This window comes from Methylocystis sp. (assembly GCF_051061225.1).
In the GTDB taxonomy this organism is placed as follows: Bacteria; Pseudomonadota; Alphaproteobacteria; order Rhizobiales; family Beijerinckiaceae; genus Methylocystis.
Genome location: NZ_JBPFEB010000127.1, coordinates 53,079 through 78,057, shown reverse-complemented (window position 1 = coordinate 78,057; position 24,979 = coordinate 53,079). Strand labels below are relative to the sequence as shown.

Below are 24,979 nucleotides of genomic sequence, written 5' to 3'. Positions count from 1 at the left end.
GGGTGGGGAGGGGGTCTCGCAACGACATGCGCCCGTTCATTTCGGCGCCACCACGACGCCCCAGGGAAACGATCCCACGGGGATGGACTTCACCACCTTCAGACTGGCGACGTCGATGATCGACACGTCATTCGACACGCCGTTGGCTGTGAGCAGATATTTTTCGTCGGGCGTGAAGGCCAGGTGCCAGACGCGCTGGCCGACCAGCAGATATTTCTCGACCTTCTTCGTTTCCGCGTCGACCACCGCGACGCGGTTCGCCGGGCCGAGCGCGACGAAAGCGCGCTTGCCGTCTTTCGTGATGGAAATGCCGATCGGCTGAATGGCCTCCTTCGACATGCCGGGAATCTCGAAACTGATCTTCTGTTTCAGTTCGCGCTTGGCCGGATCAATCACCGCCACCGTGCCGCCGACCTCGGACGACACCCAAAGCTCCGAGCCGTCCTTCTTGAATTCGGCGAAGCGCGGGCGCCCGTCGACGAGAATATTCGCGACGATCGCCTTGGTCTGCGTATCGATGAGATGCGCCATATTCGTTGTTTCGGACGTATTGACGAGAAGCTTGCCGTCCGGGCTCACCGCCATGCCCTCGGGCTCGACGCCGACGGGAATATCGCCGATCTGCTCCCTGCGCTTCACGTCGATCATCGTGACGAGATTGTCGTTCTCATTGGAAACGTAAATCGTGTCGCCGCCGGGCGAGAGCGCCAGCAGCTCCGGATCGGGCCCGGACGGCAGCTTGCCTGTCAGTTTCAGCGTCCTTGTGTCGAGCACCTGAATGGCGTCGTCGTCGCCGGCGCAGATGTAGAGCTCGGAGCCGTCCTTGTTGAGCTCGATGCCGCGTGGCCGGCGGCCGACTTTGACAGTCGCGGTCGCTTCGAGCTTGTCCGTGTCGATCACGGTGATGGAGTTGCCCTTCTCATTGCTGATGTAGGCCGTGTAGGCGCGGGCGGGGGAGGGGATCAGGGCGGCGCAGAGAATTGCCGCGAGAAGCCCCCTCAGCCCTCCCCCGCTGCGCGGGAGAGGGAGCAGAGCCGGGCCTTCATTGAAAGCGCGGATCGTGAGCATCCCCTCCACCGTGAAACGGGGAAGGGAGAGGGAGGGGGCCTTCGTCATTTCAACCTGCATTTCGTTTCGGGCTGATCGAAGCCCAGCGTGTCGAGTTCGCTCACCTGATGCAGGAACCCTTCCTGCGGCGAGACGGAGACGGTCATGCGTCCGTCGGAGAGAAGGATCGGCTGCCGCAACTGCTGATTCCACGGGCGCAGCGTCAGCCGCACGCCCTTGAAGGCGGCGATGGAAAATTCCGGGCTGGCGATGAAGGCGCGCAGCTTTTCAGGATCGGCGGAATTGGCGCGCGTCGCCGCTTCGCCAATCATGCGCATGGCGAGCCAGGCGTTGTTGTCGCGCGCGTTCATCAGCCGGCGAAAGGTCGCCATGAAGCGGTTCTGCAATTGATGCGCGCCCCATTGCTCATGGGCCGGGTCCCAGCTCGTCGGATAGAGTCCCGCCGACCCTGCGACGGGTCGCGGGTCCCATGTGCGATAGGGCAGATAGCCCGCGAAAACCTCGCTCTCGTCGACGGCGACGAGCGTGTCATAGGCGGCGGCGTTCTGCGTGAGCACCGGCATTTGCCGCTGCGTCTGCACGGAGCCTGAATCACTGCGTCGTCCGCCGCCCGTATCCTCGTAGACGCGCTCCTCGACGATCTTCGCGCCGAATTTCTTCGCGGCGTGGCGATAGGCCTGCGCGAGCAGTTCGTCAGCGGGATGCGAGCCCTTGACCAGCAGCCATTTGCGCCACTGCTTCCAGACGAGATATTGCGCGAGTCCATCGGCGAGCATGGCGCGCGATGGGGCGACATGAATCACATTGGCGCGACAGTCCTCCTCGCGCAGCTTCTCGTCCGGCGCCGAGACGTTGAACAGCAGAGCGCCCTTCGCTTTCGCGCGCTCGCTCGCGGCGAGCAGGCGGTCGGCGGCGAGGTCCGCGATGATGAGACGCGCGCCCTTGTCGGCGAGCGCGTCGATGGCGGCGGCGACATCGGCGCCCTCGTCGAGCGTCTGGTCGATGGCCTCGTAGGTCTGATGGGTGAATTTGCCGGTGGTGTTGTTGTCGGCGGCGCCGAGCAGCGCGCCGGCAAGCGTATCGTCGGCGGCGGGAATGTCGAGGATGGAGAGCGTCTCGCGCGAGTGCGGCTCCCGCAGCACGCCGACCTTGAGGTCAAGCGCCTCCGCCACGGCGGGGGTGGCGGCGAGCAACAAAAACAAAGCGGCGGCGAGGCTTTTCATGCCTCCTAAATGGCCGCTTTGGCGCGCGGGATCAAGTCCGCGCGCCAGCGCGGGCTCAATGCGTGGCGCGCACCAGATCCTTGCCCTTCTTTGAGGCCAGCTCCTTGGCGTCGAGCGTCCCATCATTGTCCGGATCGGCGTCTTTGAATAGCGAGGAGATGGCGGACAGGAATTCGTCCCGGGTCAGCGTGCCGTCCTTGTCGGGATCGGCGGCGGCGAAGCTTTCCCGCGTCAGCCGGCCCTGAAGCTCCTTCTTGTCGAGCGTGCCGTCCTTGTCCTTGTCGAGCTTGTCGAAGAGCGCCTCGGCCGCCTTGTTCGCCTCGTTGAGGTCGACTGTCGAGTCGTTGTCCGTGTCGAGCCTGGCGGCGGCCGATCCGGCCTTCTTGGCCAGCGCCGGCGCAACCGGGGCGGCGAGAACGCCCGCGAGGGCGAAGACGCCAGCGAGAAGCAATCTGTTCATGGCAAGCTCCTGTCGGGAAGAACTCCCGGAATATATGGGCGCCTTTTCCGGCGCGCCAGCCTCGCGAAACGCAGGCTGGGCGCGGATGCGGCAGGCGCCCGTCAATAGGTGAACTTGACGCCGCCATAAATGCCCGTCGGCGGTCCGAGCGAGACCAGGCGCGGATTTGTGTATGTCAAGAAGCTGATGTTCTGCGTGTCGAACCAGGCGCCGAAGCTGCGCGCCCGCGTGTTGGTGACGTTCTCGAACAGGCCGTAGACCTGAAGGTTCGGCGTGATCTGATAGGACGTGCGCAGATTCAGCAAGGCGTAGGAGGGCAACCGGCCGCCGATGTTGATTTCATCGCCGCGGATGAAGGAGCCGGCGGTGTATTGCACGTCCGCGCCCAGCTTCCATTGCGGCGTGACGGCCCAGTCCGCGCCCGCCTTGAAGCGATGCGGCGCGACCGACGTCAGATTGGCGCCGGGAGTCACGAGGATGGAGCCGTTGCCGAACTGTTGCGCGAGCGGATTGTTGGGCGAGCCGAGCGTGACCGCCGAGCGGAACGTTCCGATGGTCATGGTGTAATTGGCGTAGGCCGAGAGGCGTTCGTCGCCATAGCGCAGCGCGACTTCCACGCCCTCGCGCCGCGTCGAGCCCGCATTGGTGAAATAGCCGCGGCCGGGGATCGAGCTGGGGACAGCGAGAATATCGTTGAAATTATTCGTGCGGTAGAGCCCCGCGCTCCACGTCAGCAGACCGGGAAAATAGTCGCGGGCGGCCGGAAGCGCCTTCGGAATTTCGATCGTGCCCCGCATGCCGAATTCGGTCGTGTTCGACTCCACCTGCTTGAGCGGCGGATCGGAGACCATGAAGGTGTCGATGAGGCAGGGACGCGCCGGATCGGCGCAACCAAGCTCCAGCGGCGTCGGCGCGCGATTGGCTTCGGAGTAGCTGGCGTAGGCGAAGCTGTTCGGCAGCACCTCATAGGTCGCGCCCGCGACTGGATTGATGCGGGTGAAGACGTCGGCGCCGTTGAGCGCCGTCCCGCGCAGATCATAGAGGCTGACCCCCGCGCGGTTGAAGCGCGCGCCCGCCGTCACCTTGAGCCGGTTGGTGACGTCGAGCGTGTCGAGCGCATAGACGCCGAGATAGGAATTGCCCGAATTGACGGCGACCGGCGCGACGCCGCTCGCCGGTTCGTCCACGTAATAGTTGATCCCCTGCACGACCAGATTGGGCGGGATGATTCCGAGTTCTTCACTGCCGTTGAAATAGGTCCAGCCCTGATCGAGGCTCGCGCCGAAGGTGATCTTGTTGTGGAAGCCGAAATAGACGTCATCATTCGTCGCCTGAACCGTGCCGCCGATGGTGCGGGAGCGCGTCCATGTGCGATTCACGGCGCCGAGTTGAATCTGCCCGTCGAAGAAATTGGGGATCGAGGTCGTCGCGCCGTCGCCGTTCTGGCAGAAGGCGTCGCCCTGCTGGCAATTGAAATCCGTCGCATTGCCGTCGACGCGCGCCTGATCGAAGGCGCGGTAATGGATGTCGCCGAAGAGTTTCCAGCTCGGGGACGCCTGCACATTGCCGTTGATGTCGAACATCGACAGCGTGTTCTTCTGCGACTGCGGCGTGGTGTAGACCGCCCAGGGATTGCGGGTCGCGTCCTCGATCGGCGCCGGCCCCGTGCCGTTGATCTTGTTGCCGGCGAGCGTGACATTGGCGTGAATCTCGGCGCTGTCGCCGCGGTAGCCGATGTCGCCATAAAGGCGCTTGATCTGCGCGCCCGAGAAATAGCGATAGCCGTTGTCGCCCAGCGCCTCCATGGCGAGATAGCCGGCGTAGGGGCCGACCTGCACGCCATATTCCGCATAGCCCTGGCGCCGGCCGCGGCTGCCGCCGCGCCCATCGGCCTCGAAGCCCTGCCAGGTGAAGCCGTTCTTCATGTCGAGCACCACGGCGCCGCCGATGGCGTTGAGGCCGAACAGCGGATTGCCGGTGACGATGGTGGAGCGGTCGATGGCGATATTGGGGATCATGTCCCAATAGACATTGTCGCCCCACGCCTCATTGAGGCGAATGCCGTTCTGATAGACCGCGAGGCCCTGCGGCGTGCCGGCGGAGGGCGATGCGACGAAACCGCGAAAATCCACTTCGGGCTGAAGCTGGTTGCCATTGACGTCATTGACGCTGACGCCCGGAGACTGGCGCGCGAGATTGCTGACCAGCTCGAAGCCGCGCGTGTTCTGCAATTCCTTCGACGACAGCGTATAGGTCGCCGCCGGGACGGCGTATTGGATGACCACCGGCGAAACCTGCGCGGTCGCCGGAGCCGCCTGGACAGGGGCGGTCGTCGGCGCGGCGGGACGGCTCGGGCCGGACGCAGCCGCCGCCGGGGCGGGCTTTGGTCCGCGCGGCGTCGTCGAACGCAGGGGCGCGGCGCCGACCTCGATCGTCGGGAGCGACTGCTGGGCGAAGGCGGCGGCCGGGAGAAGGGCGGCGCCGAGCGCGATCAGCGAAACTTGCCTGTTGAGAGCCATCATATGTCCGGGCGGGTCGTGCGGTGTTGCAAACTCGGCGACGTTTATAGCGTCGGCACGCCCGTCGCGTCCTTGTCACGACGCCTCATTTCACCAATATTCCCAGCCTGTTGTAAGATCGCTACAGTTCTGAAAAATAACGGTTTTCCGGGGATGGCGTCCTGCGCGGCCCGGGAAGATTTCCCGTTTCCGGCAATCGCTGGAGGGCCGCCGCTAGTCGTCGAGACGGCGCGAATAGCGGATCTCGTCATATTCGACCAGCACACCGGATTCCCGCCGCGAAATCCTGCGGGCGCGTTCGTCGCAGACAAAGCCGGTACGCTCGTAAAAATCCCTGGCGCGGCGGTTGCTGCGGATCGTCCACAAGATGATTGTCCGGTACTGCCGTTGCCGGAAGTCCTCCAGCAGCCATTGCATCAGATCGTAACCGATCTTTTTGCCCCACCATTCCGGCAGCACGTAGAACGACAGCAGCTCGCATGTCTTCCCGCCGTCTTCGGCGTCATCCGCCCTGTCCGCGGCCGCGAAGCCGATCACCTGCGGTCGCCCGATGATCCACAGGCGCCCCTCCGGGCCGAGATCGTGGTAACGCCCCCGCCACAGCTCGATGCGCCCGGAGAGCGTGAGGGCGTCGAGGACGGAATCCGGGCAGATGCCGCGATAGGCGACCCTCGACGAGTCGAGGTGAACGCCAGCCACGGCGGGGATGTCCGTCTCGGCCCCGCGCCGGATGTCTGGCGATGTCTTCATGTCAGATCTCCGCCCTCACTCGGAAAGCCGCTTCGCGACTTCGGCCATCTATGTCGCGAGCTGGAAACGGCAACGTCGCGATCAGCCTCGCGCCGCCCTCCGAGCCGTTCCCGACTCTCAAGGCGCCGCCGAGCGCCTCGACGCGCTCGCGCATGCCCCTCAGGCCGAGACCTCCTCGCTGTTTTGGTGCAAGTCCGGCGCCGTCGTCGCTGACCTCGACGCGCAGCCCCTCGCGCGCGCGCGTCACCGAGAGGATGACGCGACGCGCGCCGGAATGGCGGAAGGCGTTGGTGAGACCCTCCTGCGCGACGCGATAGGCTGTCAGCGCGGTGGCCTCGTCGATGTCGTCGCCGGCGCCGTCGAGCGCGAGTTCGATGAGCATGTCGGCGCGCGCCTCGCGCCAGCCCCGCGCCAGCGCCTCCAGCGCGTTCGCAAGCCCCATCTCGGAGAGCGCGGCCGGGCGCAGCCGCCCGAGAATGCGGCGGTTGACCTGCTGGAGCGTGGCGACCTGCGCGTCGATCTTCGCGCACTCCTGCGCGAGCAGCGCCGGCTCGGCGCCGGGCGTCTGAGCCTTGCGCGCCAGCGCGCCGAGGCCCGCGCGCACGGTGAAGAGAAAGGGGCCGATCTCGTCGTGGAGGTCGCGCGCGATGTCGCGCCGCTCCTCATCCTGCACGGTGATCATGCGCCGCACGAGCTGGCGGTTTTCGTCGTCCAGACGCTGGAGCGTCGTCGCAAGGCTGTTGAGCCGCGCCGCGATGGCGACGAATTCGGGCGAGCCGTCGCCCGGCGCCCGCACCGCATAGTCGCCCTGTTCGAGCCGTTGCAGCGCGGCCGAAAGCATTCCGATGGGGCGCAATGTGCGTGAGACCGCCAGCGAGACAAGACCGAACGCCACCCCCGCGACGCCCGCCGCGCCGATCGCCAGCCAGACGATCTCCTCCCAGATTTCCGCAATTTCATCGGCGGGATTGGCGCCAATCTCGATGACGCCGAGCGGCGTGGCGACATAGGCGGGAGCCGGCGCGCGGAACACCAGCGCGCTGAACCAGTCGGGCGCGGCCTTCTGCGTCGCGGGCGCGGGCGCGGGCTCGCCTTCGACCCCGACATGAACATGCCGCAGCCGCCGCGCGTCGGCGAGAAGATCGGCAAGCTCGCGTTCCGGGCGCCGCGAGGATTGCAGGCTGGGCAGGGTGGCCTGCACGAGATCGCGCGCCAGTCGCGTCGCGCCCTCGGCCTCGGCGCTGACGCGGGCGCCGGCGTGGAGGATCAGCAGACCCACGCCGAACGCGAGGCCGGCCACGATGACGCCGCCGAAGAGGAGCGACAGCCGGGCGCGCAACGACAGACTTTGGAGCATGGGCGCTTTCCTTCCGCCTCGCCGGACTTTACGAAAGCCGGGCCGGCGGTCAATCTGGAGGGGCGGGAGGAGAGATGCGGGTTCTCATCGTCGACGATCATCCGATCATTGTCGCGGGCTGCTCGGCCATGCTGGCCAGCGAGGGCGACATCGAGGTGGTCGACGCGCGCGACGCGGACACCGGCCTTGCGGCCTTTCTTCAGCACCGGCCGGACGTCACGGTCGTCGACATCGCCATGCCGGGCGTCTCGGGGCTGGAGCTGGCGCGCCGCATTTTGCTCGAAGACCCCGCCGCGCGCATTGTCGTGTTCAGCATGAACGACGACCCGATCTTCGCCGCGCGCGCCATCGAGGCCGGCGCGAAGGGCTATGTGACGAAGAACGACGATCCCTATCTCCTGGTGAAGGCGGTGCGCGACGTCGCCGCCGGCGGCGTGTTTCTCATGCCGAAGATCGCCAATCGTCTGGCTTTCGGGAAGACCGGAGGCGGCGTCAGTCCACTCGCGTCGCTCACCCCGCGCGAGATGGAAATCCTGCGCATGCTCGGGGCGGGGCTGGGCATGGCCGAAATCGCCGACGCCACGCAGGTCTCCTACAAGACCGTCGCGAACAGCTGTTCGATCATGAAGCGCAAGCTGGGCGCCCGCACGCCGATGGAGCTGATGCGGATCGCCCTTGAGCAGAAACTCGCCTGACCGCAAATCCCGCCGTCAGCCGGCTCTCGCCTCGCGCGCCGGCCGGCGCATCAGACGCGGCAGCACGAGATGCGGCAACACGCCTTCGCGGATCACGGCGCGGCGCAGCGGACCCAGCGCGGCGACGGCGATGAAGCTCGCGCCGCGAAACAGATCGACCGGAAGATAGGGGATGATCAGCGAGCGGTTGAGCACATCCACGCCATGGGTGCGGAAGCCGATGTCGGCATGGCGGTGACGGTCATAACGGGCGAGGGCGCGCGACACTTCGCGTTCGTTGCGCAGATCGACGCTGGCCAGACAATCTTCGAGATCGGCCACGTCGCGCAGGCTCAGATTGAGGCCCTGCGCGCCGATGGGCGGGAAGATGTGGCAGGTCTCGCCGACGAGCGCCATGCGGCCGGCCGCATGTTTCGACACCTGCATGCCGCCCATGCGGAACTGGCCGATGTCGCTCTCGATGGTCATCGCGCCGAATTCGGACTTGGCGTAATCCTCGATTTCATATTCCAGCTCGTCGCGCGGCTTGGCGAGACGGCGGCGGGCGTCGGCGACGCTCATCAGCCAGACGAGGCTCGAGCGATTGGGCGCGCCCTCGCGCGGCGGCAGCGGCACCAGCGTGAAGGGGCCGGAGCGCGTGTGCCACTCGGTCGAAATGTTGTCGTGCGGGAACTCGTGCCGCAGCATCATGGTGAGGGCGACCTGCGGATAGGTCCCTTCCTTGATGTCGATGCCCGCCACGGCGCGGGCGCGGCTGTTGCGGCCGTCGGCGGCGACGAGGAAATCCGCTTCGATGCGCCGGCCGTCGGCGAGGATCGCGGCGGCGCTCGCGCCATTGAGCTCGTAATCGACGATGTCCGCCTCGATCAGCGCGATCTCGGGCTTGGAGCGGACGAGGTCGAGCAGCACGCCGACCAGTTCGTCGTTGGAGATGTTCACGCCGAGCGCCGGCAGATCGACCTCGCTCGCCCGCAGGGTCAGCTCGGGCACGGGGAAGAGCTGATCGGTGTCGTCGATCATGCGGATCGCCTCCACCGCGCAGCCGAGCGCCTTCACGCGCTCGAGCGCGCCGAGCGCGTCCAGGAAGCGGATCGACGCCTCGAACAGCGCCACGGTCCGGCCCGGCAGCGGCGGCGGGATGCGGCCGACGAGCGTCACCCTCAGCCCGGCGCGGGCGAAGGCGAGGGCGGCGGCCAGGCCGGTCGAGCCGACCCCGGCCACGAGAATGTCAGTCTTCGTCGCGCCAGTCCGCGCGGAAACCTCGGTCATCACGAAACTCCTGATCGTGACTCTGTTATAGCGGCCCGCTCGGCTCAGGGCGAGGGTCCCCTGTCACAGACGCGACAGTTTGGGCTTATAGGGAGGCTGCGGCGGCGCTTCCTGTGGGAGACGCCGCAAACATTCATGCGCGGCGGTCTTCCCCTGCTATCTAGGTAGACTCAAGCAGTCCAGATTCGCGTCTTTCAGTCTTTGGAGGTTTCGATGGTCAAGGCGATCCGCGTGCACCGGCCGGGCGGTCCCGATGTGCTTCAGCTCGAGGATGTGGAGCTTGGGCCGCCGGGGCCGGGCGAAGTGCAGATCCGCCAGCGCGCCATCGGCGTGAATTACATCGACATTTACCGGCGCACCGGCCTGTATCCGGCGGAACTGCCCTACATTCCGGGCCACGAAGGGGCCGGGCAGATCGTCGCCGTGGGCGAGGGCGTGAAGGATTTCGAGGAGGGCGACCGCGTCGCCTATATCTCCGGCGGGCTCGGGGCCTATATCGAGGCGCGCAACATCGCAGCCGAGTCGGTCATCCATCTGCCCAAGTCGCTCAGCTACGAGCAGGGCGCGGTGATGATGCTGAAGGGCTTGACGGCTCAATATCTTCTGCGCCGCACCTTCCGGGTCAAGAAAGGCCACCGCATTCTGGTCCACGCCGGCGCGGGCGGCGTCGGCCAGTTGCTCTGCCAATGGTCGCGCGCGCTCGGCGCCAAGGTCATCGCCACGGTCGGCTCGCCAGAGAAGGCGGCGATCGCCGAAAAGGCCGGCGCGCAGGACGTCATCCTGTATCAGGAGGAGAATTTCGCCGAGCGCGTGAAGGAGATCACCCGCGGAAAGCTCTGCGACGTCGTCTATGACGGGGTGGGGCGCGCCACCTTCCCGGCCTCGCTGGACTGTCTCGCGCCCTTCGGCCTGTTCGTGAGTTTCGGCTCGGCGTCGGGGCCGATCCAGGCGTTCGACATCAATCTCCTCTCCCAGAAAGGCTCGCTTTTCGCCACCCGGCCAACGCTCTTCGCCCATATTGCGAAGCGCAAGGATTACGAGGAAATGGTCGAGGACATGCTGCACGCCATCAAGCGCGGCCATCTGAGCATCGACGAGCCGCAGCGCTTTCCGCTGTCGGACGCCGTCGGCGTTCACGCCGCCCTCGAATCACGTCAGACGGCCGGATCGCTGGTCCTGATCCCGTGACCGACGCCGCGGCGGGGCCTGGGCGCCCCCGTCGCGGCGCAATTTTTGCGTGTGTGGCTTTCACGGCACGCCGGTGCGCGCTTTTTTCCTAAGCATCTGAAAATCATGCGCTTCCTCGGCGCCATCCGGCGCCCGTCCGCCCGTGAAAATGCAGGATTGACCGTAAACAAGCCTTGCCTTAAGGGCGCGTCGCGCGCCCGTCTTAAAAACAGTCGCGCCTTCTGTCCCGAAATGAGCTATATTGAACCTGTTCCGGCTTTGAGGTTCCTCCCGCCTCTCGATTAGCCTGAACTGCCTACAGACCCGGCCTCGACGCCGGGTTTTTTTCGGCCCGGGCAGCCTCAGGTCCTGCTTTTTTATTGCAATCAGCGGCAAAGGGTCCCATCCTTTGTCTGCGGCCGGTTAACAGGCCGCGGAGCATGAGGGTTGCAACGCTGTCGACAAGTGTTCATCCGGGAGTGAATCGTCTCTCCCAGCCGACCATCGGCGCCAACGCGCCGCTTTCCGGCTCGGCCGTGCACAATGTCCTTCAGGCCCTGGACGAGATGAAGGCCGAGGACATCATCTCCATCGATCTGCGCGGCAAGACCGCTCTCGCTGATGAAATGATCATCGCGACGGGCCGTTCGACCGTGCATGTCGGGGCTGTCGCCGACAAGGTGATCAGGGCCCTGAAGAACGCGGGCGTCACGGCGCGCGTCGAGGGGCTGCCCCAGTGCGACTGGGTGCTGATCGACGCCGGCGACGTCATCGTCCACATTTTCCGTCCCGAGGTGAGACAGTTCTACAACCTCGAGAAGATGTGGGGCGGCGACCGGCCCGTGGAGATGCGGGTGGTCTAGCGCGGAACGCCGGTGCGTTTGGGACTGGTTTGCGTGGGGCGGCTCAAGGCCGGACCCGAGCGCGAGATTTACGCGCGATACGCCGAGCGCATCGCCGCCCTGCGGCGGATCGGGCTCGACGGTCTCGATTTGCGCGAGATCGACGAGAACAAGGCGAAGAGTCCGGCCGAGCGCATGGCGCGGGAGGGCGAGGAGATCCTCGCGGCGGTCCCGGCCGAGTCGGGCCTCGTCGTCTTCGACGAGCGCGGAAAAGCGGCTGACAGCACGGCCTTTGCGGCTTTCATCGGGCGCGAGCGGGACGCCGGGCGCAAGGCGCTGTGGTTCGCGGTCGGCGGCTCGGAGGGCCTCGACGGCGCCGTCCGCGCCCGGGCGACGGCGGTCTTTTCGTTTGGCGCCATGACGCTCCCGCACCAACTGGTGCGGATCCTGGCGGCGGAGCAGATTTACCGGGCGATGACGATCCTGTCAGGGCATCCCTACCACAGGCAGTGACGCCGCCTACTCGCGCAAAAAGCGCCCATTCACCCAGCCGCGGTCGGCCCCGTCTTCGACCTGACACCACCGCTGACCGCCGCTGTTCCGACACCCCAGGTTCTTGACCGTCTTGCCGTTCGGGATTTGCCCGAGGCGCGCGCCTTTCGGGGACGGCGCAGCGCGCAGGGCCAGCGCGTCGTTGGGCGCGACGCCCGTCACCACCCAATAATCGGGGCCGCCCGTCAGACCGTCGGCGAAGTCGCGGCCGCCCTTTTCCTGCGCGGCGCTTTTTTGGCCGAGCCGGATCGTCACCTTATAGCGGGCGGCGGTCCCGCGACGGGCCTCGTTGCGCATCAGATAGACGCGGGCGGTGTAATCCCCGCTGGTCGCGGCGACGCCCTCGAAGGTCGCGCCCGACGTCGAGCCGATAAAGATCGCCTCATCGGCGGCGCCGGGGGCGAGCACGTTGAAGAAGGCCTTCTTGCTGGCGAGGGAGACGCTGATCGACTCGCCCGCCCCGGCGGGGAAGACATAGTCGTTGGACGCATAGCCCTTCACGACGCCGCTCAGGATCGCGCGGCCAGCCTTGAATGTTACGCGGGTGACGCTGGACGTCTCCTGCGCGCCGGCGAGGGAAGCGACGAGGCCAAGGCAAATGGCCGCGGCGGTGACGGGCAATGGCCGAAACATGACTTCTCCGCAGAGCTTTAAGCGATCGCCGCCAAGCTTGCTCCCCTGAAACGAAAATTGAAACGCCGGCTCGGCGATTTCCGCAGCGGCCTTTCGCCGCGCGCCGGCTGGACTTACGTTGACCCGGTCCATAGCTCCGGGCCGCTTGCCTGCTTCTCCGTCCGCGCCGCCTGAAGGCGCGTCATCGCGTCTTCGACCTGCCGGAAATCCCCCCGAAGCGCCTTGAGCGCGTAGCGCTCCTGATCAATCTCGCGCTGGGTGCGGAAGCCCAGGCGGCGCAGCACGGGGAGGGGCGGGCACCAGCCCTGGATGGCGTGCTGCATGAGGAAGCCCGAGACCAGCGCCGGCAACGCGAGCCAGCGCCGGCTGCCGAGGAACCCGAGCGTCAGCCCGCCGAGCCCGAAGGCGGAGGCGTTGGCCTCGAGCGCGCGTTCGACGTCCCACTCTCGGTCGAGTTCCTCCAGCCGCCCGCCGATGCGATCAGGGTGCAGCGCGAAATAGATGAGGCGCTCCAGCATCTCCGCGTGAATCATGCGATTCACGGCCTCGCTGGTGTTGCTCTGGACGCGGTCGGCGGCGGCAGCCATGTTCCTGACCCTTCTGGCGGCGGGATCAGAGGCCAACCGGCGAGCGGCCGCGAAGTTCCGGCGGGTCTTTACCGCCCGGCTGTCCTGCGCTACACCCCGTGCGTAACGAGCCTTCGCGTTACCGCGAGGGCTTTTTGTCGTTTTGGCGCGCGTTCCGTCGTGAAAGCGCCCCGAAGAACCAGACAGCGCGAAGAAGCATCATGGCGAATGTGGCGGTGGTCGGCGCCCAGTGGGGCGACGAGGGCAAGGGCAAGATCGTCGACTGGCTGTCGCTCGAAGCGGATGTGGTCGTCCGCTTCCAGGGCGGCCACAACGCCGGTCACACGCTCGTCATCGACGGCAAGACCTACAAGCTCGCGCTGCTGCCCTCGGGCATCGTGCGGCCCGGCAAGCTCTCGATCATCGGCAATGGCGTGGTCGTCGACCCGCACTTCCTCGTCGACGAGATCGAGCGGCTGCGGGCGCAGGGCGTCGAGATCACGCCGCAAAATCTGAAGGTTGCGGAAAACGCGCCGCTCATTCTCTCGCTGCATCGCGAGCTTGACGCCCATCGCGAGGAGGCCGCCGCCGGCGGCGCCAAGATCGGCACCACGAAGCGCGGCATCGGCCCCGCCTATGAAGACAAGGTGGGGCGCCGTTCCATCCGCCTGATGGACCTCGCCGAGCCGGACACGCTCGACGACAAGATCGCCCGCGCGCTCGCCCATCACAATCCGCTGCGCCGGGGCCTCGGCCTGCCGGAGGTGTCGCCCGCGACCCTGCGCGAAGAACTGCTCTCGGTCGCGCCTCGAATCCTGCCCTTCATGGACGCGGTCTGGGACCTGCTCGACGAACAGCGCCGCGCCGGCAAGCGCATCCTCTTCGAGGGCGCGCAGGGCGTGTTGCTCGACGTCGATCACGGCACCTATCCCTATGTCACCTCGTCCAACACGGTGGCGGCCTCGGCCGCGAGCGGCTCGGGCCTCGGGCCGGGCGCGATCGGCTATGTGCTGGGGATCGCCAAGGCCTACACCACCCGCGTCGGCGGCGGCCCGTTCCCGACCGAGCTTCACGACGCCATCGGCGAGCTGATCGGCGACCGTGGCCACGAGTTCGGCACGAATACGGGCCCGCGGCGCCGCTGCGGCTGGTTCGACGCCGTGCTGACGCGACAGGCGGTGAAGACGTCGGGCGTCAATGGCGTCGCGCTGACCAAGCTCGACATTCTCGACGGGTTCGAGGAGATCAAGATCTGCACGCACTACATGCTGGACGGCAAGCAGATCGACCGCCTGCCGGCCTCGCAGTCGGCGCAGGCGCGGGTCACGCCGGTGTATGAAAGCTTTCCCGGCTGGCAGGAGACGACCAGCGGCGCCCGTTCATGGGCCGAGCTTCCCGCGCAGGCGATCAAATATGTCCGCCGCATCGAGGAGCTGATCGGCGCGCCTGTCGCGCTGCTGTCGACCAGCCCCGAGCGGGACGACACGATCCTGGTCCACAATCCCTTCCAGGATTGAGCAAGAACGGGAGCGCGGTGACGAGCGGAGAGTGCCCCCTCCCTGACCCTCCCCCGCTCGGCGGGAGAGGGGAGCGGCTGCGCCGGATTCCGTCGAGCGTCTGGGCGCTTGGGCTCGTCTCCCTGTTCATGGATTTCTCGTCCGAGATGATCCATGCCCTGCTGCCGGTCTATCTGGTCGGGGCCATGGGCGCGACCATGGCGGAAGTCGGCGTGATCGAGGGCGTCGCCGAGGCGACGGCCTCCATCGTCAAGATATTCTCTGGCGCGGTTTCCGACTGGTTCGCCAGCCGCAAGCTGCTCGCGATTCTCGGCTACGGCCTCGCGGCGGCGACGAAGCCGATGTTTCCGCTCGCTCCCGATGTCGGCTGGGTGATGGCCGCGCGATTCACCGACCGGGTGGGGAAGGGGATTCGCGGCGCGCCGCGCGACGCGCTGGTCGCGGATGTGACGCCTCCGGAGCTGCGCGGGGCGGCCTTCGGCCTCAGACAGTCTCTCGACACGGTCGGCGCCTTTCTCGGCCCCGCGGTCGCGGTGCTGGTGATGTGGCTGACGGTGGACGACATCCGCGCGGTCTTCTGGCTCGCCGTCATTCCGGCGATTCTGGCCGTGGCTGTGCTCGCGTTCGGCGTGCGTGAGCCGGCGGAAGACCGCCCGGCGCGCCCGGCGCGCTTTCCCCTGCATTGGGATGAGATCGCGCGGCTCGGCGGCGGTTTCTGGCTGGTGGTCGCGGTCGCGACGCTCTTCGGTCTGGCCCGATTCTCGGAAGCCTTTCTGATCCTGAAAGCCACGTCTCTCGGTCTGCCGGAGGCGCTCGCGCCACTGGTGCTGGTGGCGATGAACGTAGTTTACGCCGGCGCCTCCTATCCCGCCGGCGCCTTCTCCGATCGCGGCGACCGGATCACGCCGCTGGCCATCGGCGTTTTCGCGCTGGCGCTGGCGGACGCGGCCCTCGCCGTGGCGACCTCGCTGCCGCTGGTCTGGGCCGGCGTGGCGCTCTGGGGGCTGCATATGGCGCTGACGCAGGGGCTTTTTTCGGCGCTGGTCGCCGACGAGGCCCCGCCCGCGCTGCGCGGCACGGCCTTCGGCGTCTATAATCTCGCCAGCGGACTGGCGCTCCTTGTCGCAAGTTTTGCGGCCGGAAAGCTTTGGGACCTTTATGGCGCCGGGGCGACCTTCGCCGCGGGCGGAGGGGTCGCCGCCGTTTCGCTGGCGGCGCTTTTGCCTCTGGCGAGAATGAGACGTTGAGCGATTCGAAAAACCTGCCGAAAGCCTTGTCTTTTCCTGCATGAAAAATGGCGCAGTTGCGGCGCCGCACCATTTGAATTATCCACTCCTTAGAGCGTTCCTCGGAACCATTCCGGCGAACGCGGGAGAGGATCACGCATGGCAAACGCCGGACTCGACGAGCGCGCCGAAAAGCGCCCGCTGTCGCCGCATCTGACCATCTTCAGGCCCTGGCTCACCATGGCCATGTCCATGGCGCATCGCATCAGCGGGGCCGCGCTTTACGTCCTTATGGCGTTGCTCGCGCTTTTCCTGCTCGGCGCCGGCTTCGGCGGCTGGCTGCACGCCCTCACCGGCTGGCTGGCCTCGGGCTTCATCGGCGGCGTGATCGTCTTCCTGACCACATGGGCGATTTTCCATCATCTGATGGGCGGCGTACGGCACGCGCTGTGGGATCGCGGCCTTTACATGGACCCGCAGGGGCGCGAACTTCTGGCGCAGGCCTCGCTCTATGGCGGCATCGGCCTGACCGTGCTGCTGTGGATCATCAAGTCTCTCGCCGGTTGAGGAAAGGCGCGTCGATGTCGGTTCCGACTCATTTCAAAAGCGGCCGCACGGGCCAGGGCGCGGCTTACGTCTCGGATCACGAGGGGTCCGCGCACGCCCGCTTCATGCGCCTGTCGTCTTGGGCGCTGGCGCCGCTCGGCGTGCTCTCGGCCTGGTGGATCGCGGGCCTTGCCGGCAAGACGCTGGAGGGCGTGCGGGCCGAGATCGGCCGGCCGATTCCGGCGATCGTGCTGATCGCTTTCGCGGTCGTCGGCATGATCCACGCCCGGCAGGGCATGACGGAAATCATCGAGGACTATGTCCACGATCCCGTTCTGAAAGAGAAGGCGTTGCACGCCAACAAGATTGCGTCGATCGCAATCGCCGCCGTCTGGACGCTGGCGATCATGCTGATCGCCGCGCCGAAGTAGCGCGCACAACGGGCCGCTCGAACCAAAGATAAATAAAGGCTTCTGATATGGCTGCGAATGGCGCTGCTGCTTCCGTCTCCATCAATGGACGGGCCTATCCGATCATCGACCACACCTTCGACGTCGTGGTCGTGGGCGCCGGCGGCGCTGGCTTGCGCGCGGTCGTCGGCTGCGCCAAGGCGGGCCTCAACGTCGCCTGCGTGACCAAGGTTTTCCCGACCCGCTCGCATACGGTCGCGGCGCAGGGCGGCGTCGCCGCGGCGCTGGGCAACATGGGGCCGGACGACTGGAAATGGCACATGTACGACACCGTCAAGGGCTCCGACTGGCTCGGAGACCAGGACGCGATCGAATATCTGTGCCGCAACGCCCCGCAGGCGGTCTATGAGCTGGAGCACTGGGGTGTGCCCTTCTCGCGCACGGCCGAGGGCAAGATCTACCAGCGCCCCTTCGGCGGCATGACGACCGATTTCGGCAAGGGACCGCCCGCGCAGCGCACCCGCGCCGCCGCCGACCGCACCGGCCACGCCATGCTGCATACGATGTATGGGCAGGCGCTGAAGCACGAGACTAAATTCTTCGTCGAATATTTCGCCATCGACCTGATCATGGACAGCGAGGGCGCCTGCCGCGGCGTCGTGGCGCTCAAGCTCGACGACGGCACGATCCACCGCTTCCGTTCGGCGCTCACCGTGCTCGCGACCGGCGGCTATGGCCGCGCCTATCTCTCCGCGACCTCCGCGCACACCTGCACGGGCGACGGCGGCGGCATGGCGCTGCGCGCAGGGCTGCCGTTGCAGGACATGGAATTCGTGCAGTTCCACCCGACCGGCATCTATGGCGCGGGCTGCCTGATCACCGAGGGGGCGCGCGGCGAAGGCGGCTATCTGACGAACAGCGAGGGCGAGCGCTTCATGGAGCGTTATGCGCCGTCCGTGAAGGATCTCGCGCCGCGCGACATGGTCTCGCGCGCCATTACGGTGGAGATTCGCGAGGGCAGGGGCGTCGGCAAGCGCAAGGATCACGCCTATCTGCATCTCGAGCATCTCGATCCGCAGATTTTGCACGAGCGCCTGCCGGGCATTTCCGAGAGCGCGAAGATTTTCGCCGGCGTCGATGTCACGCGCCAGCCGATCCCGATCCTGCCGACCGTGCATTACAACATGGGCGGCATCCCGACGAATTATCACGGCGAAGTGCTGCGCAAGGTCGACGGCGATCCCGACGCGGTGGTGCCGGGCCTGATGGCGCTCGGCGAAGCGGCCTGCGTCTCGGTGCACGGCGCCAATCGCCTCGGCTCCAATTCGCTGATCGATCTCGTCGTCTTCGGCCGCGCCGCCGGCCTGCGCGCCGCCGAGCTGGTGAAGCCCGGCCAGTCGCAGCCCGAGCTGCCGGCCGATTCGGCGGAACTGCCGCTCTCGCGCCTGGACTTCGCGCGCAACGCCAATGGCGGGACGTCGACGGCCGAACTGCGCGACAAGATGCAGCGCGTGATGCAATCGCATTGCGCGGTGTATCGCACGGGCGAGGTGCTGGCCGAGGGCGTCGCCGGCGTCAACGAGGTGTGGCGCGAGGCCGCGGATGTGAAGGTCTCCGACCGCTCGCTGGTCTGGAACTCCGACCTCGTGGAGACGCTGGAGTTCGACAATCTGATCGTGCAGGCGGTGGTGACGATGGAGTCGGCCGCCAATCGCAAGGAGTCGCGCGGCGCGCATGCGCGCGAGGACTTCCCCGAGCGGGACGACAAGAACTGGATGAAGCACACGCTGGCGACGATTGACCGCGAGAAGAAATCGACATCGATCGATTACCGTCCCGTGCACAATTACACGATGACGAACGAAGTGGCCTATATCGAGCCGAAGGCGAGGGTGTACTAGCGGCGTTCCAACAGGAGGGTCAGACGGATGGGTATGGCTTCGCGAAGCAATCCGGGCGTCGGCCATAATCGCAAGGGCCGGAGCCCCTACATGTACGCCATCGCTTTCGACCTCGACACCGAGCAGTTGCGGCAGGTCTATCCAAACGCAAACTGGAACAACGCTAATTTCGACATCCGCAGGGAGTTGGAGGCGCGCGGTTTTCGCTGGCAGCAGGGCAGCGTGTATTTCGGCGGCGACGACATACGGGCGACAGATTGCGTGAAGGCCACGATGGACCTCGATGCAATGTTTCCGTGGTTCAAGCCCTCGGTTCGAGATATCCGAATGTTGCAGATCACAGAGGAAGACACGCTGATGGGCTTCCTTGGCTACGAAGCGGGCCGGTCGGCGCGCGGCGACCGCAAGCGTTGAGGAACCGATGGTCGAATTTACCCTTCCGAAAAACTCCGTCATCGGCGAAGGCAAGGCGTGGCCGAAGCCGGAAGGCGCGGCGACTCTCCGCGAGTTCCGCATCTATCGCTACAACCCGGACAGCGACGCCAATCCGCGCATCGACACGTTCTTCGTCGATACGGACGACTGCGGGCCGATGGTGCTGGACGGCATCATCTGGATCAAGAACAAGATTGATCCGACGCTGACCTTCCGCCGCTCCTGCCGCGAGGGCATCTGCGGCTCGTGCTCGATGAACATCGACGGCGTCAACACGCTGGCCTGCACGAAGGGCATGGACGAGATCGAGGGGCCGATCAAACTTTATCCGCTGCCGCATATGGGCGTGGTGAAGGATCTGGTGCCGGATCTCACGATCTTCTATGAGCAGCACGCGGCGATCGAGCCTTGGCTGCACGCCGGCGCCAATCCGGAAAAGGAGCGGCTGCAATCGCCCGAGGATCGCGCGAAGCTCGACGGGCTTTACGAATGCATCCTCTGCGCCTGCTGCTCGACGGCCTGTCCGAGCTATTGGTGGAACTCCGACCGCTTCCTCGGCCCCGCGGCGCTGCTCCAGGCGTTCCGCTGGGTGCAGGATTCGCGCGACGAGGCGACAGAGGAGCGTCTCGGATATGTGGATGACGTGTTCCGCCTCTACCGCTGCCACACGATCATGAACTGCACCAAAGTGTGCCCCAAGGGCCTGTCGCCCGCCAAGGCCATCGCCGATCTGAAGAACCTGGCCATCGCGCGTCAGGAGGCGTGAGCCCACGCCCGGCGTGATCTCGCGACCGCATTGGCAGAAAAAGCGGCAATCTGCGTGTTCTCATCCCTCCCCTCGCGGGGAGGGTGGCGCGCGCAGCGCGACGGGTGGGGTTTCCGCCGCGCCGTCGCCTCCGACCTTGATCCCGCCGCGCGGCGGGGGTAGGACGGCTGGAGCATTTTCGGAGAACAAAGCCATGCGTCATTGCGCGCGTCGTTTTTACGGATCTCTCCTCGTGGCGGCCTTCCTGACCGCGGCGGGCGCCGCCGTCGCGCAGGACCTGCAGGTCGATCCCAAGGCGCTCGATACGTCGGGCGCCTCGGTTCAGGTCAAGCGCAAGGGCAAGAAAGGCGCGGACGCCGCTGCGCCTCAGCCTGCCGGCAAGACCGGCGCGGCTGGCGGTCCGAACCGGCAGTTCGGCGAGCTGGAGGGCTGGTCGCCCGGCAAGGCGCCGCCGAAAACCAAGGAACAGCTCCAGCAGGAGGAGCGGACCTCCTCCTCGAAGAGCGGCGGCGTGAACATGTCGCCATCTGGCAATGTCGGCGTCGGTCTTCCGTTCTAGAGCGCTTTCCGCCCCTGGAAACCGGTTGGCCGCAAGAAAGCGCGACAAGCCAAAAAACGAGAGCCCCGCTCTGATTCCATCAGAGCGGGAAATGCTCTAGAGCCTTCTCGACCGCGCTTTCCGTTTCGCCGGGCCGGCAGCCGCCCCGGGGGAAAGCGCTCTGAACCCCGGCCATCGCGCCGGACGGAGTTTCTCAATGGCGTACAAGGTCGCCATCGTCGGGGCCACGGGCAATGTGGGCCGCGAGATGCTGGATATTCTGGCGGAGCGCCGCTTCCCCGTGTCGGAAGTCGTGCCGCTCGCCTCGTCGCGCTCCATCGGGCAGGAGGTGTCCTTCGGAGAGAAGACGCTGAAATGCCGGCATCTCGACACCTATGACTTTTCCGACACGGACATCTGTCTGATGTCCGCGGGCGGGACGGTCTCCAAGGACTGGTCGCCGAGGATCGGCGCGCAGGGCTGCGTCGTCATCGACAATTCCTCGGCCTGGCGCATGGACCCGGACGTGCCGCTGATCGTGCCCGAGGTGAACGCCGACGCCACGGCCGGCTTTCGCAAGAAGAACATCATCGCCAATCCGAACTGCTCCACGGCGCAACTCGTCGTGGCGCTGAAGCCGCTGCATGACGCCGCGACCATCCGGCGGGTGGTGGTGTCGACCTATCAGTCGGTCTCGGGCGCCGGCAAGGACGCCATGGACGAACTCTTCGCGCAGACGCGCTCGGTGTTTGTCTCGGACCCGGTGGAAGCCAAAAAATTTCCCAAGCGAATCGCCTTCAATCTCATTCCGCAGATCGACGTCTTCATGGAGGACGGCTTCACCAAGGAAGAGTGGAAGATGGTCGCGGAGACGAAGAAGATCCTCGACCCGAAGATCAAGCTCGTCGCCACCTGTGTCCGCGTGCCGGTGTTCATCTCGCATTCGGAAGCCGTGAACATCGAGTTCGAGAAGCCCATCTCGGCGGACGAGGCGCGTGACATTCTGCGCGAGGCGCCGGGCGTGCTCGTGATCGACAAGCGGGAGCCTGGCGGCTACATCACCCCCCACGAGGCGGCGGGCGAAGACGCCACCTATATCTCGCGCATTCGCGAAGACCCCACGGTCGACAACGGGCTGGTTCTGTGGTGCGTCAGCGACAATCTGCGCAAGGGCGCGGCGCTCAACGCCGTCCAGATCGCGGAGGTTCTGATGAACCGCAAGCTGCTCACGCCCAAAGCCAGGGCCGCGTAACGACCAGCGAGATTTCGAAAGGAATCGGCCGGGCGTCCCCATCGGACGTCCGGCCGCTGCGTTTTGGTAACGTTGCAGGGTTGAAATGCGCCGGAACGTCGCGCCAAGACCGACAGAAATTCGTGATTTTCTAGAGTGCTAACAATTAATTTCTAACGTTTGTCACGTTTTCTGTTGCCATTTTCGGTTGTCCAAACGTAGCTTGCAACCATCGCGAACCTCCCGCTTTGGCTCCGGCCGCGCGGGAGCGATGTGAACGTCCGGCTCGATGGGCCAGGGCGTCGCCCCTTTTGTGACTGGTGGACACCATGGACGCGCCAAAGAAGAGTAAGCGTGGGTTTGCTTCGATGGACCCGGAACGGCAACGTGAGATCGCCCGCAAGGGCGGCAAGAGCGTGCCGCCGGAGCGGCGGAGCTTCTCGCAGGACGCCGACCTGGCGGCGAAGGCGGGTCAGAAGGGCGGCAGGAACGTCGATCCCGCCAAGCGCTCGTTTTCGCAGGATCGCACCCTGGCGTCCGTCGCCGGCGCCAAGGGCGGCGCGGCGTCCCATAAAACCGTCCTTCCCAAGAACGGCTGAGCGCCTTCCCGCGAGAGAGCGGGAGGGAGCATTCCCGGTCGGCCGCGCCGTCATGCTGCGCGGCCAGCCGGACTCTTCGGCTATTTGCCGATCTTGAACAGCGCCGGATCGGGCGTCTTCGTCTGGTCGATGTTGAAGAGGGTGATCAGCGTCTCATAGCCCTGCGGGTCCTTCACCTGCCATTGCTTCAGTTTGAAGGTCTTGGGATCGAAGATCAGCCGCAGATGCGAGGTGCCGCCGAAGGTCGCCTTGTCCTCGATCAGGATGGTGACGCCTGAGTCGTCGGTCTGCACGTCCTGAACGGTGACGTCCTTCTCCAGATCGATCTTCTCCTTCATCAGGAACTTCAGTGGCGTCTGATTGATGAAGTAGAGATCCTGCGTATTGAGCTTGCGGTCGCGCACGGCGACTTGCGCGCCGTCGGCGACGACCTCCATGGTCGCCGGCTGCGCATATTCGAACCTCACCCGGCCCGCGCGCTGCACATAGAGCTTGCCCTCGGAGCGCACGCCGTCGGCGCCGATCTGCACGAAATCCGCCGTCATGACCGGGGACGCGTTGAAGAACGCGTCGGCGCGCTTGACCGCCTCCTCACGGGTGAGCGGCTTGGGCGGCTCGGCCGGCGCCGCCGGATTGGCGAGCTGAACGGGATCGGCCGGCTTGGCGGCCTTGGCGCCTTTCTTTCCTTTGGCGGTCGTCTTGGAGTCCGCCGCTTTCGGATCCGCCGGCTTGGCGTCGACGGCCTTTTCCGCCGGCTTTGGCGCTTGGCCCGGCGTCGTCCCGGTGGGAGTCTCGGCGGGCGGCGCGGCGGGTCCGGCGACGGCCGGCGCGGCGAGCGCAGATGCGAGGGCGATGGCGAGAACAGCGTGCTTCACTGGCGCGAATCCGGTTTTGGAGCTTCCGACCCACTTGCTAACATAACTTGGCCGAAATGCGGGCGTTTGCCCCGGCGCCTCGTCGCGCCGGAAAAAAGCGCGGACCCTGAAACGCAAAAAAACCGCCGGGAGGATGTCTCCCGGCGGCAAAGGTCAGAGCCAGTCATACGGGGCGCTCGCCAGGAGTCAGTTTTACTCTCCCGAAACGGGCTTCGGCTTGCAGGCTTGCGGGTGCTGCTCGCAGAAGTCCTCGTTGTGCCGTCCGCCTTTGCTGTTTTCCTTGTCGCCCTTTTTGGCGACCGCAACCTCTTTCGAGTCCTTGCTGTCCTCGGCGACGACGGCGCCCGTTGTCAGAACGAATGCCAAACCCGTCGCCAAACCCATAGTGATGAACATCTTTTTCATGCGCCACCCTCACATCGAAACGCGCCAAGCTAAAGCGATGACCCCCGCCATGTCCATGGCGGGGCCATCATTTTTTTTGAAGGCGCGCGGCGCGCCGGTCCGTCGTGGGGCGGCGGCTGAATCGCTAAAATTTGAAGTATTAAGATTAAGAATACAGGTTTGACTTCAAGTGTTGAAATAAAACAGGAGCCTGCTGTAAGAAAACAAGCTGAAACTTGGCTTTGAAAATACCGCAAGCATGATCGGGAGAAACTGACCATGACGATCTTTTGGAAAGGTTCTGTCCTCGCAGGTCACGCGGCGGTTCTATTCGGGGCGGTCTGCGCATCCGCACAGGCGGGCGATGTCAAGGCGAACCAGCGCGCGCAGATCGAATTCCTGCAGAAATACGCCGCGCCTGCTCGGCTGACCCCGCCGCCGGCGGCGCTCACGACCCCACATGCGAGCGCGCCGCAGTCTCTTCCGCCGCCATCCGCTTCAACGAGCGGCGGCGGCCCCCGGGCGTTCGCGCCGAGCGCAGCCCCCACGGCGGCGCCCGCTGTGACAGCCGGCGCCGCGACGACGGCGGCCTTTGCCGGCGGCACGACGGCTGTCTATTTTTCCGCGCATCCCGACGACTTCGTGCTCTTCAGCCTTCCCTATCGGGACGTCGCCGCAGACGCGCGGGCGGTCTTCATCTTCGTCACCGCGGGCGACGGGGGGCTTGGCGCGGGACCGACAAACGCGCCCTATTATCTCGCGCGTGAAAACGCCGCGTTGAAAAGCATCCGCTTCATGGCGGATGCGGCGCGACCCTGGGCGGAGAAAATCTACACCGTCACCGCCACGGTCAACGGTCATCTGATTTACAAATTCTGGTACCGCAGTTCCGTGGCCTATTTTCTGCGCCTGCCCGACGGCAATGGGGCGGGCGAGGGTTTTCCGGGCACCGGAAATACGTCGATCGTGAAGCTCCACAATGGCGAGGTGAGCACGCTGAAGGCCATCAACAATTCGACGACCTACAAGGGATGGGCGGATCTGGCGGGGACCGTCACCGCCATCGTCAAGGCCGAGTCGGCCGGCAGTCCGAATGTCTGGCTCAACGCGAACGACTTCGACGAGTCCAAAAATCCGGGCGACCATTTCGATCATTACGCGACGGGCGCGCTCGCGGCGGCGGTCCAGAAGACGCTGCCCTGCGTGAACGCCGCTTATTACGTCGGCTATTCGCTCGCGGGCGTCTCGAACCTCAGCAAGGAAGACGCGCTCAACAAAACCGGCTCCTTCGCCAGCTATGCGACAGGGCTGACCGAGAAGAATTATTTCGGCGCCTGGGACAGCTCGCACAAGGCCTGGCTCAACGGGCTCGCGGTCAGGACGGCCATGGGCAATGGCGCGGCCTGCGCCAATTGAGTCCCTGACGGGGGAGCCGTCGCGCGGGCGACGG

Annotated in this window: 26 protein-coding genes; 15 read left to right on the top strand and 11 right to left on the bottom strand. The window is 65.9% G+C overall.

Features of this window, described 5'->3' with window-relative positions:
• Window positions 1–36 precede the first annotated feature (36 nt).
• The 6 genes from ACR652_RS21530 to ACR652_RS21505 all read right to left on the bottom strand — a co-directional run bounded on the left by ACR652_RS21530 (window position 37) and on the right by ACR652_RS21505 (window position 7,377).
• Entirely contained in the window at window positions 37–1,116 is a 1,080-nt protein-coding gene (locus tag ACR652_RS21530) for a YVTN family beta-propeller repeat protein (protein ID WP_434508524.1), read from the bottom strand.
• Window positions 1,113–2,291 (bottom strand): ABC transporter substrate-binding protein, encoded by a 1,179-nt coding sequence (locus tag ACR652_RS21525; protein WP_434508523.1) that lies wholly within the window; start codon window positions 2,289–2,291, stop codon window positions 1,113–1,115. The genes ACR652_RS21530 and ACR652_RS21525 overlap by 4 nt, the downstream gene beginning before the upstream one ends.
• Before the next feature lie 55 nt (window positions 2,292–2,346).
• A complete protein-coding gene (locus ACR652_RS21520) occupies window positions 2,347–2,751 on the bottom strand; it encodes an EF-hand domain-containing protein (protein ID WP_434508522.1) in 405 nt (134 codons plus the stop codon).
• Window positions 2,752–2,852: 101 nt separating this feature from the next.
• Window positions 2,853–5,273 (bottom strand): TonB-dependent receptor, encoded by a 2,421-nt coding sequence (locus tag ACR652_RS21515; RefSeq protein WP_434508521.1) that lies wholly within the window; start codon window positions 5,271–5,273, stop codon window positions 2,853–2,855.
• A 210-nt stretch (window positions 5,274–5,483) separates the two neighbouring features.
• Window positions 5,484–6,020, bottom strand: coding sequence for a GNAT family N-acetyltransferase (locus tag ACR652_RS21510; RefSeq protein WP_434508520.1), 537 nt, complete (start codon window positions 6,018–6,020; stop codon window positions 5,484–5,486).
• Window position 6,021: 1 nt separating this feature from the next.
• On the bottom strand, window positions 6,022–7,377 hold the full coding sequence (locus ACR652_RS21505; protein ID WP_434508519.1) for a histidine kinase: 1,356 nt from the start codon (window positions 7,375–7,377) through the stop codon (window positions 6,022–6,024).
• Between the two features lie 74 nt (window positions 7,378–7,451).
• On the opposite strand from ACR652_RS21505, the gene ACR652_RS21500 reads away from it, so the two are divergent.
• The gene (locus ACR652_RS21500) at window positions 7,452–8,072 is read left to right on the top strand and encodes a response regulator transcription factor (protein ID WP_434508518.1); all 621 of its coding nucleotides are present in this window, start codon (window positions 7,452–7,454) and stop codon (window positions 8,070–8,072) included.
• 15 nt (window positions 8,073–8,087) lie between these two features.
• Here the strand turns inward: ACR652_RS21500 and ACR652_RS21495 are convergent, their stop codons facing one another.
• Window positions 8,088–9,341: an FAD-dependent monooxygenase gene (locus ACR652_RS21495; protein WP_434508517.1), complete on the bottom strand. Its 1,254-nt coding sequence runs from the start codon at window positions 9,339–9,341 to the stop codon at window positions 8,088–8,090.
• A gap of 213 nt (window positions 9,342–9,554) precedes the next feature.
• On the opposite strand from ACR652_RS21495, the gene ACR652_RS21490 reads away from it, so the two are divergent.
• From ACR652_RS21490 to rlmH, 3 genes are all read left to right on the top strand, one after another.
• Window positions 9,555–10,529, top strand: a complete 975-nt coding sequence (locus ACR652_RS21490; protein WP_434508516.1) for a quinone oxidoreductase family protein — start codon at window positions 9,555–9,557, stop codon at window positions 10,527–10,529.
• A gap of 419 nt (window positions 10,530–10,948) precedes the next feature.
• The gene (gene rsfS / locus ACR652_RS21485; protein ID WP_434508515.1) at window positions 10,949–11,371 is read left to right on the top strand and encodes a ribosome silencing factor; all 423 of its coding nucleotides are present in this window, start codon (window positions 10,949–10,951) and stop codon (window positions 11,369–11,371) included.
• Between the two features lie 12 nt (window positions 11,372–11,383).
• Window positions 11,384–11,863 (top strand): 23S rRNA (pseudouridine(1915)-N(3))-methyltransferase RlmH, encoded by a 480-nt coding sequence (gene rlmH, locus ACR652_RS21480; RefSeq protein WP_434508514.1) that lies wholly within the window; start codon window positions 11,384–11,386, stop codon window positions 11,861–11,863.
• A gap of 6 nt (window positions 11,864–11,869) precedes the next feature.
• Here the strand turns inward: rlmH and ACR652_RS21475 are convergent, their stop codons facing one another.
• Window positions 11,870–12,535, bottom strand: coding sequence for an SH3 domain-containing protein (locus ACR652_RS21475; protein WP_434508513.1), 666 nt, complete (start codon window positions 12,533–12,535; stop codon window positions 11,870–11,872).
• A gap of 113 nt (window positions 12,536–12,648) precedes the next feature.
• The gene (locus ACR652_RS21470; RefSeq protein WP_434508512.1) at window positions 12,649–13,122 is read right to left on the bottom strand and encodes a hypothetical protein; all 474 of its coding nucleotides are present in this window, start codon (window positions 13,120–13,122) and stop codon (window positions 12,649–12,651) included.
• Between the two features lie 200 nt (window positions 13,123–13,322).
• Here ACR652_RS21470 and ACR652_RS21465 point away from each other — a divergent pair, with 200 nt between their 5' ends.
• The 10 genes from ACR652_RS21465 to ACR652_RS21420 all read left to right on the top strand — a co-directional run bounded on the left by ACR652_RS21465 (window position 13,323) and on the right by ACR652_RS21420 (window position 22,270).
• Entirely contained in the window at window positions 13,323–14,618 is a 1,296-nt protein-coding gene (locus ACR652_RS21465; RefSeq protein ID WP_434508511.1) for an adenylosuccinate synthase, read from the top strand.
• Between the two features lie 17 nt (window positions 14,619–14,635).
• Entirely contained in the window at window positions 14,636–15,865 is a 1,230-nt protein-coding gene (locus ACR652_RS21460) for an MFS transporter (protein WP_434508510.1), read from the top strand.
• Between the two features lie 138 nt (window positions 15,866–16,003).
• The gene (sdhC, locus tag ACR652_RS21455; protein WP_434508509.1) at window positions 16,004–16,411 is read left to right on the top strand and encodes a succinate dehydrogenase, cytochrome b556 subunit; all 408 of its coding nucleotides are present in this window, start codon (window positions 16,004–16,006) and stop codon (window positions 16,409–16,411) included.
• A 14-nt stretch (window positions 16,412–16,425) separates the two neighbouring features.
• Window positions 16,426–16,821: a succinate dehydrogenase, hydrophobic membrane anchor protein gene (gene sdhD / locus ACR652_RS21450; protein ID WP_434508508.1), complete on the top strand. Its 396-nt coding sequence runs from the start codon at window positions 16,426–16,428 to the stop codon at window positions 16,819–16,821.
• A 47-nt stretch (window positions 16,822–16,868) separates the two neighbouring features.
• On the top strand, window positions 16,869–18,701 hold the full coding sequence (sdhA, locus tag ACR652_RS21445; protein WP_434508507.1) for a succinate dehydrogenase flavoprotein subunit: 1,833 nt from the start codon (window positions 16,869–16,871) through the stop codon (window positions 18,699–18,701).
• A 90-nt stretch (window positions 18,702–18,791) separates the two neighbouring features.
• The gene (locus tag ACR652_RS21440) at window positions 18,792–19,115 is read left to right on the top strand and encodes a virulence factor (RefSeq protein ID WP_434508506.1); all 324 of its coding nucleotides are present in this window, start codon (window positions 18,792–18,794) and stop codon (window positions 19,113–19,115) included.
• Window positions 19,116–19,122: 7 nt separating this feature from the next.
• On the top strand, window positions 19,123–19,902 hold the full coding sequence (locus ACR652_RS21435; RefSeq protein WP_434508505.1) for a succinate dehydrogenase iron-sulfur subunit: 780 nt from the start codon (window positions 19,123–19,125) through the stop codon (window positions 19,900–19,902).
• A gap of 193 nt (window positions 19,903–20,095) precedes the next feature.
• Complete coding sequence (locus ACR652_RS21430) at window positions 20,096–20,461, top strand: hypothetical protein (protein ID WP_434508504.1); 366 nt, start codon at window positions 20,096–20,098, stop codon at window positions 20,459–20,461.
• A gap of 196 nt (window positions 20,462–20,657) precedes the next feature.
• On the top strand, window positions 20,658–21,692 hold the full coding sequence (locus tag ACR652_RS21425) for an aspartate-semialdehyde dehydrogenase (RefSeq protein ID WP_434508503.1): 1,035 nt from the start codon (window positions 20,658–20,660) through the stop codon (window positions 21,690–21,692).
• 308 nt (window positions 21,693–22,000) lie between these two features.
• Window positions 22,001–22,270 carry a general stress protein gene (locus tag ACR652_RS21420; protein ID WP_434508502.1) on the top strand — a complete coding sequence of 90 codons (270 nt, stop codon included), beginning with the start codon at window positions 22,001–22,003 and terminating at the stop codon, window positions 22,268–22,270.
• Window positions 22,271–22,350: 80 nt separating this feature from the next.
• Here the strand turns inward: ACR652_RS21420 and ACR652_RS21415 are convergent, their stop codons facing one another.
• On the bottom strand, window positions 22,351–23,145 hold the full coding sequence (locus ACR652_RS21415) for an outer-membrane lipoprotein carrier protein LolA (RefSeq protein WP_434508501.1): 795 nt from the start codon (window positions 23,143–23,145) through the stop codon (window positions 22,351–22,353).
• 192 nt (window positions 23,146–23,337) lie between these two features.
• A complete protein-coding gene (locus ACR652_RS21410) occupies window positions 23,338–23,550 on the bottom strand; it encodes a hypothetical protein (RefSeq protein WP_434508500.1) in 213 nt (70 codons plus the stop codon).
• Window positions 23,551–23,808: 258 nt separating this feature from the next.
• Here ACR652_RS21410 and ACR652_RS21405 point away from each other — a divergent pair, with 258 nt between their 5' ends.
• On the top strand, window positions 23,809–24,945 hold the full coding sequence (locus tag ACR652_RS21405; RefSeq protein WP_434508499.1) for a hypothetical protein: 1,137 nt from the start codon (window positions 23,809–23,811) through the stop codon (window positions 24,943–24,945).
• Window positions 24,946–24,979: the final 34 nt, after the last annotated feature.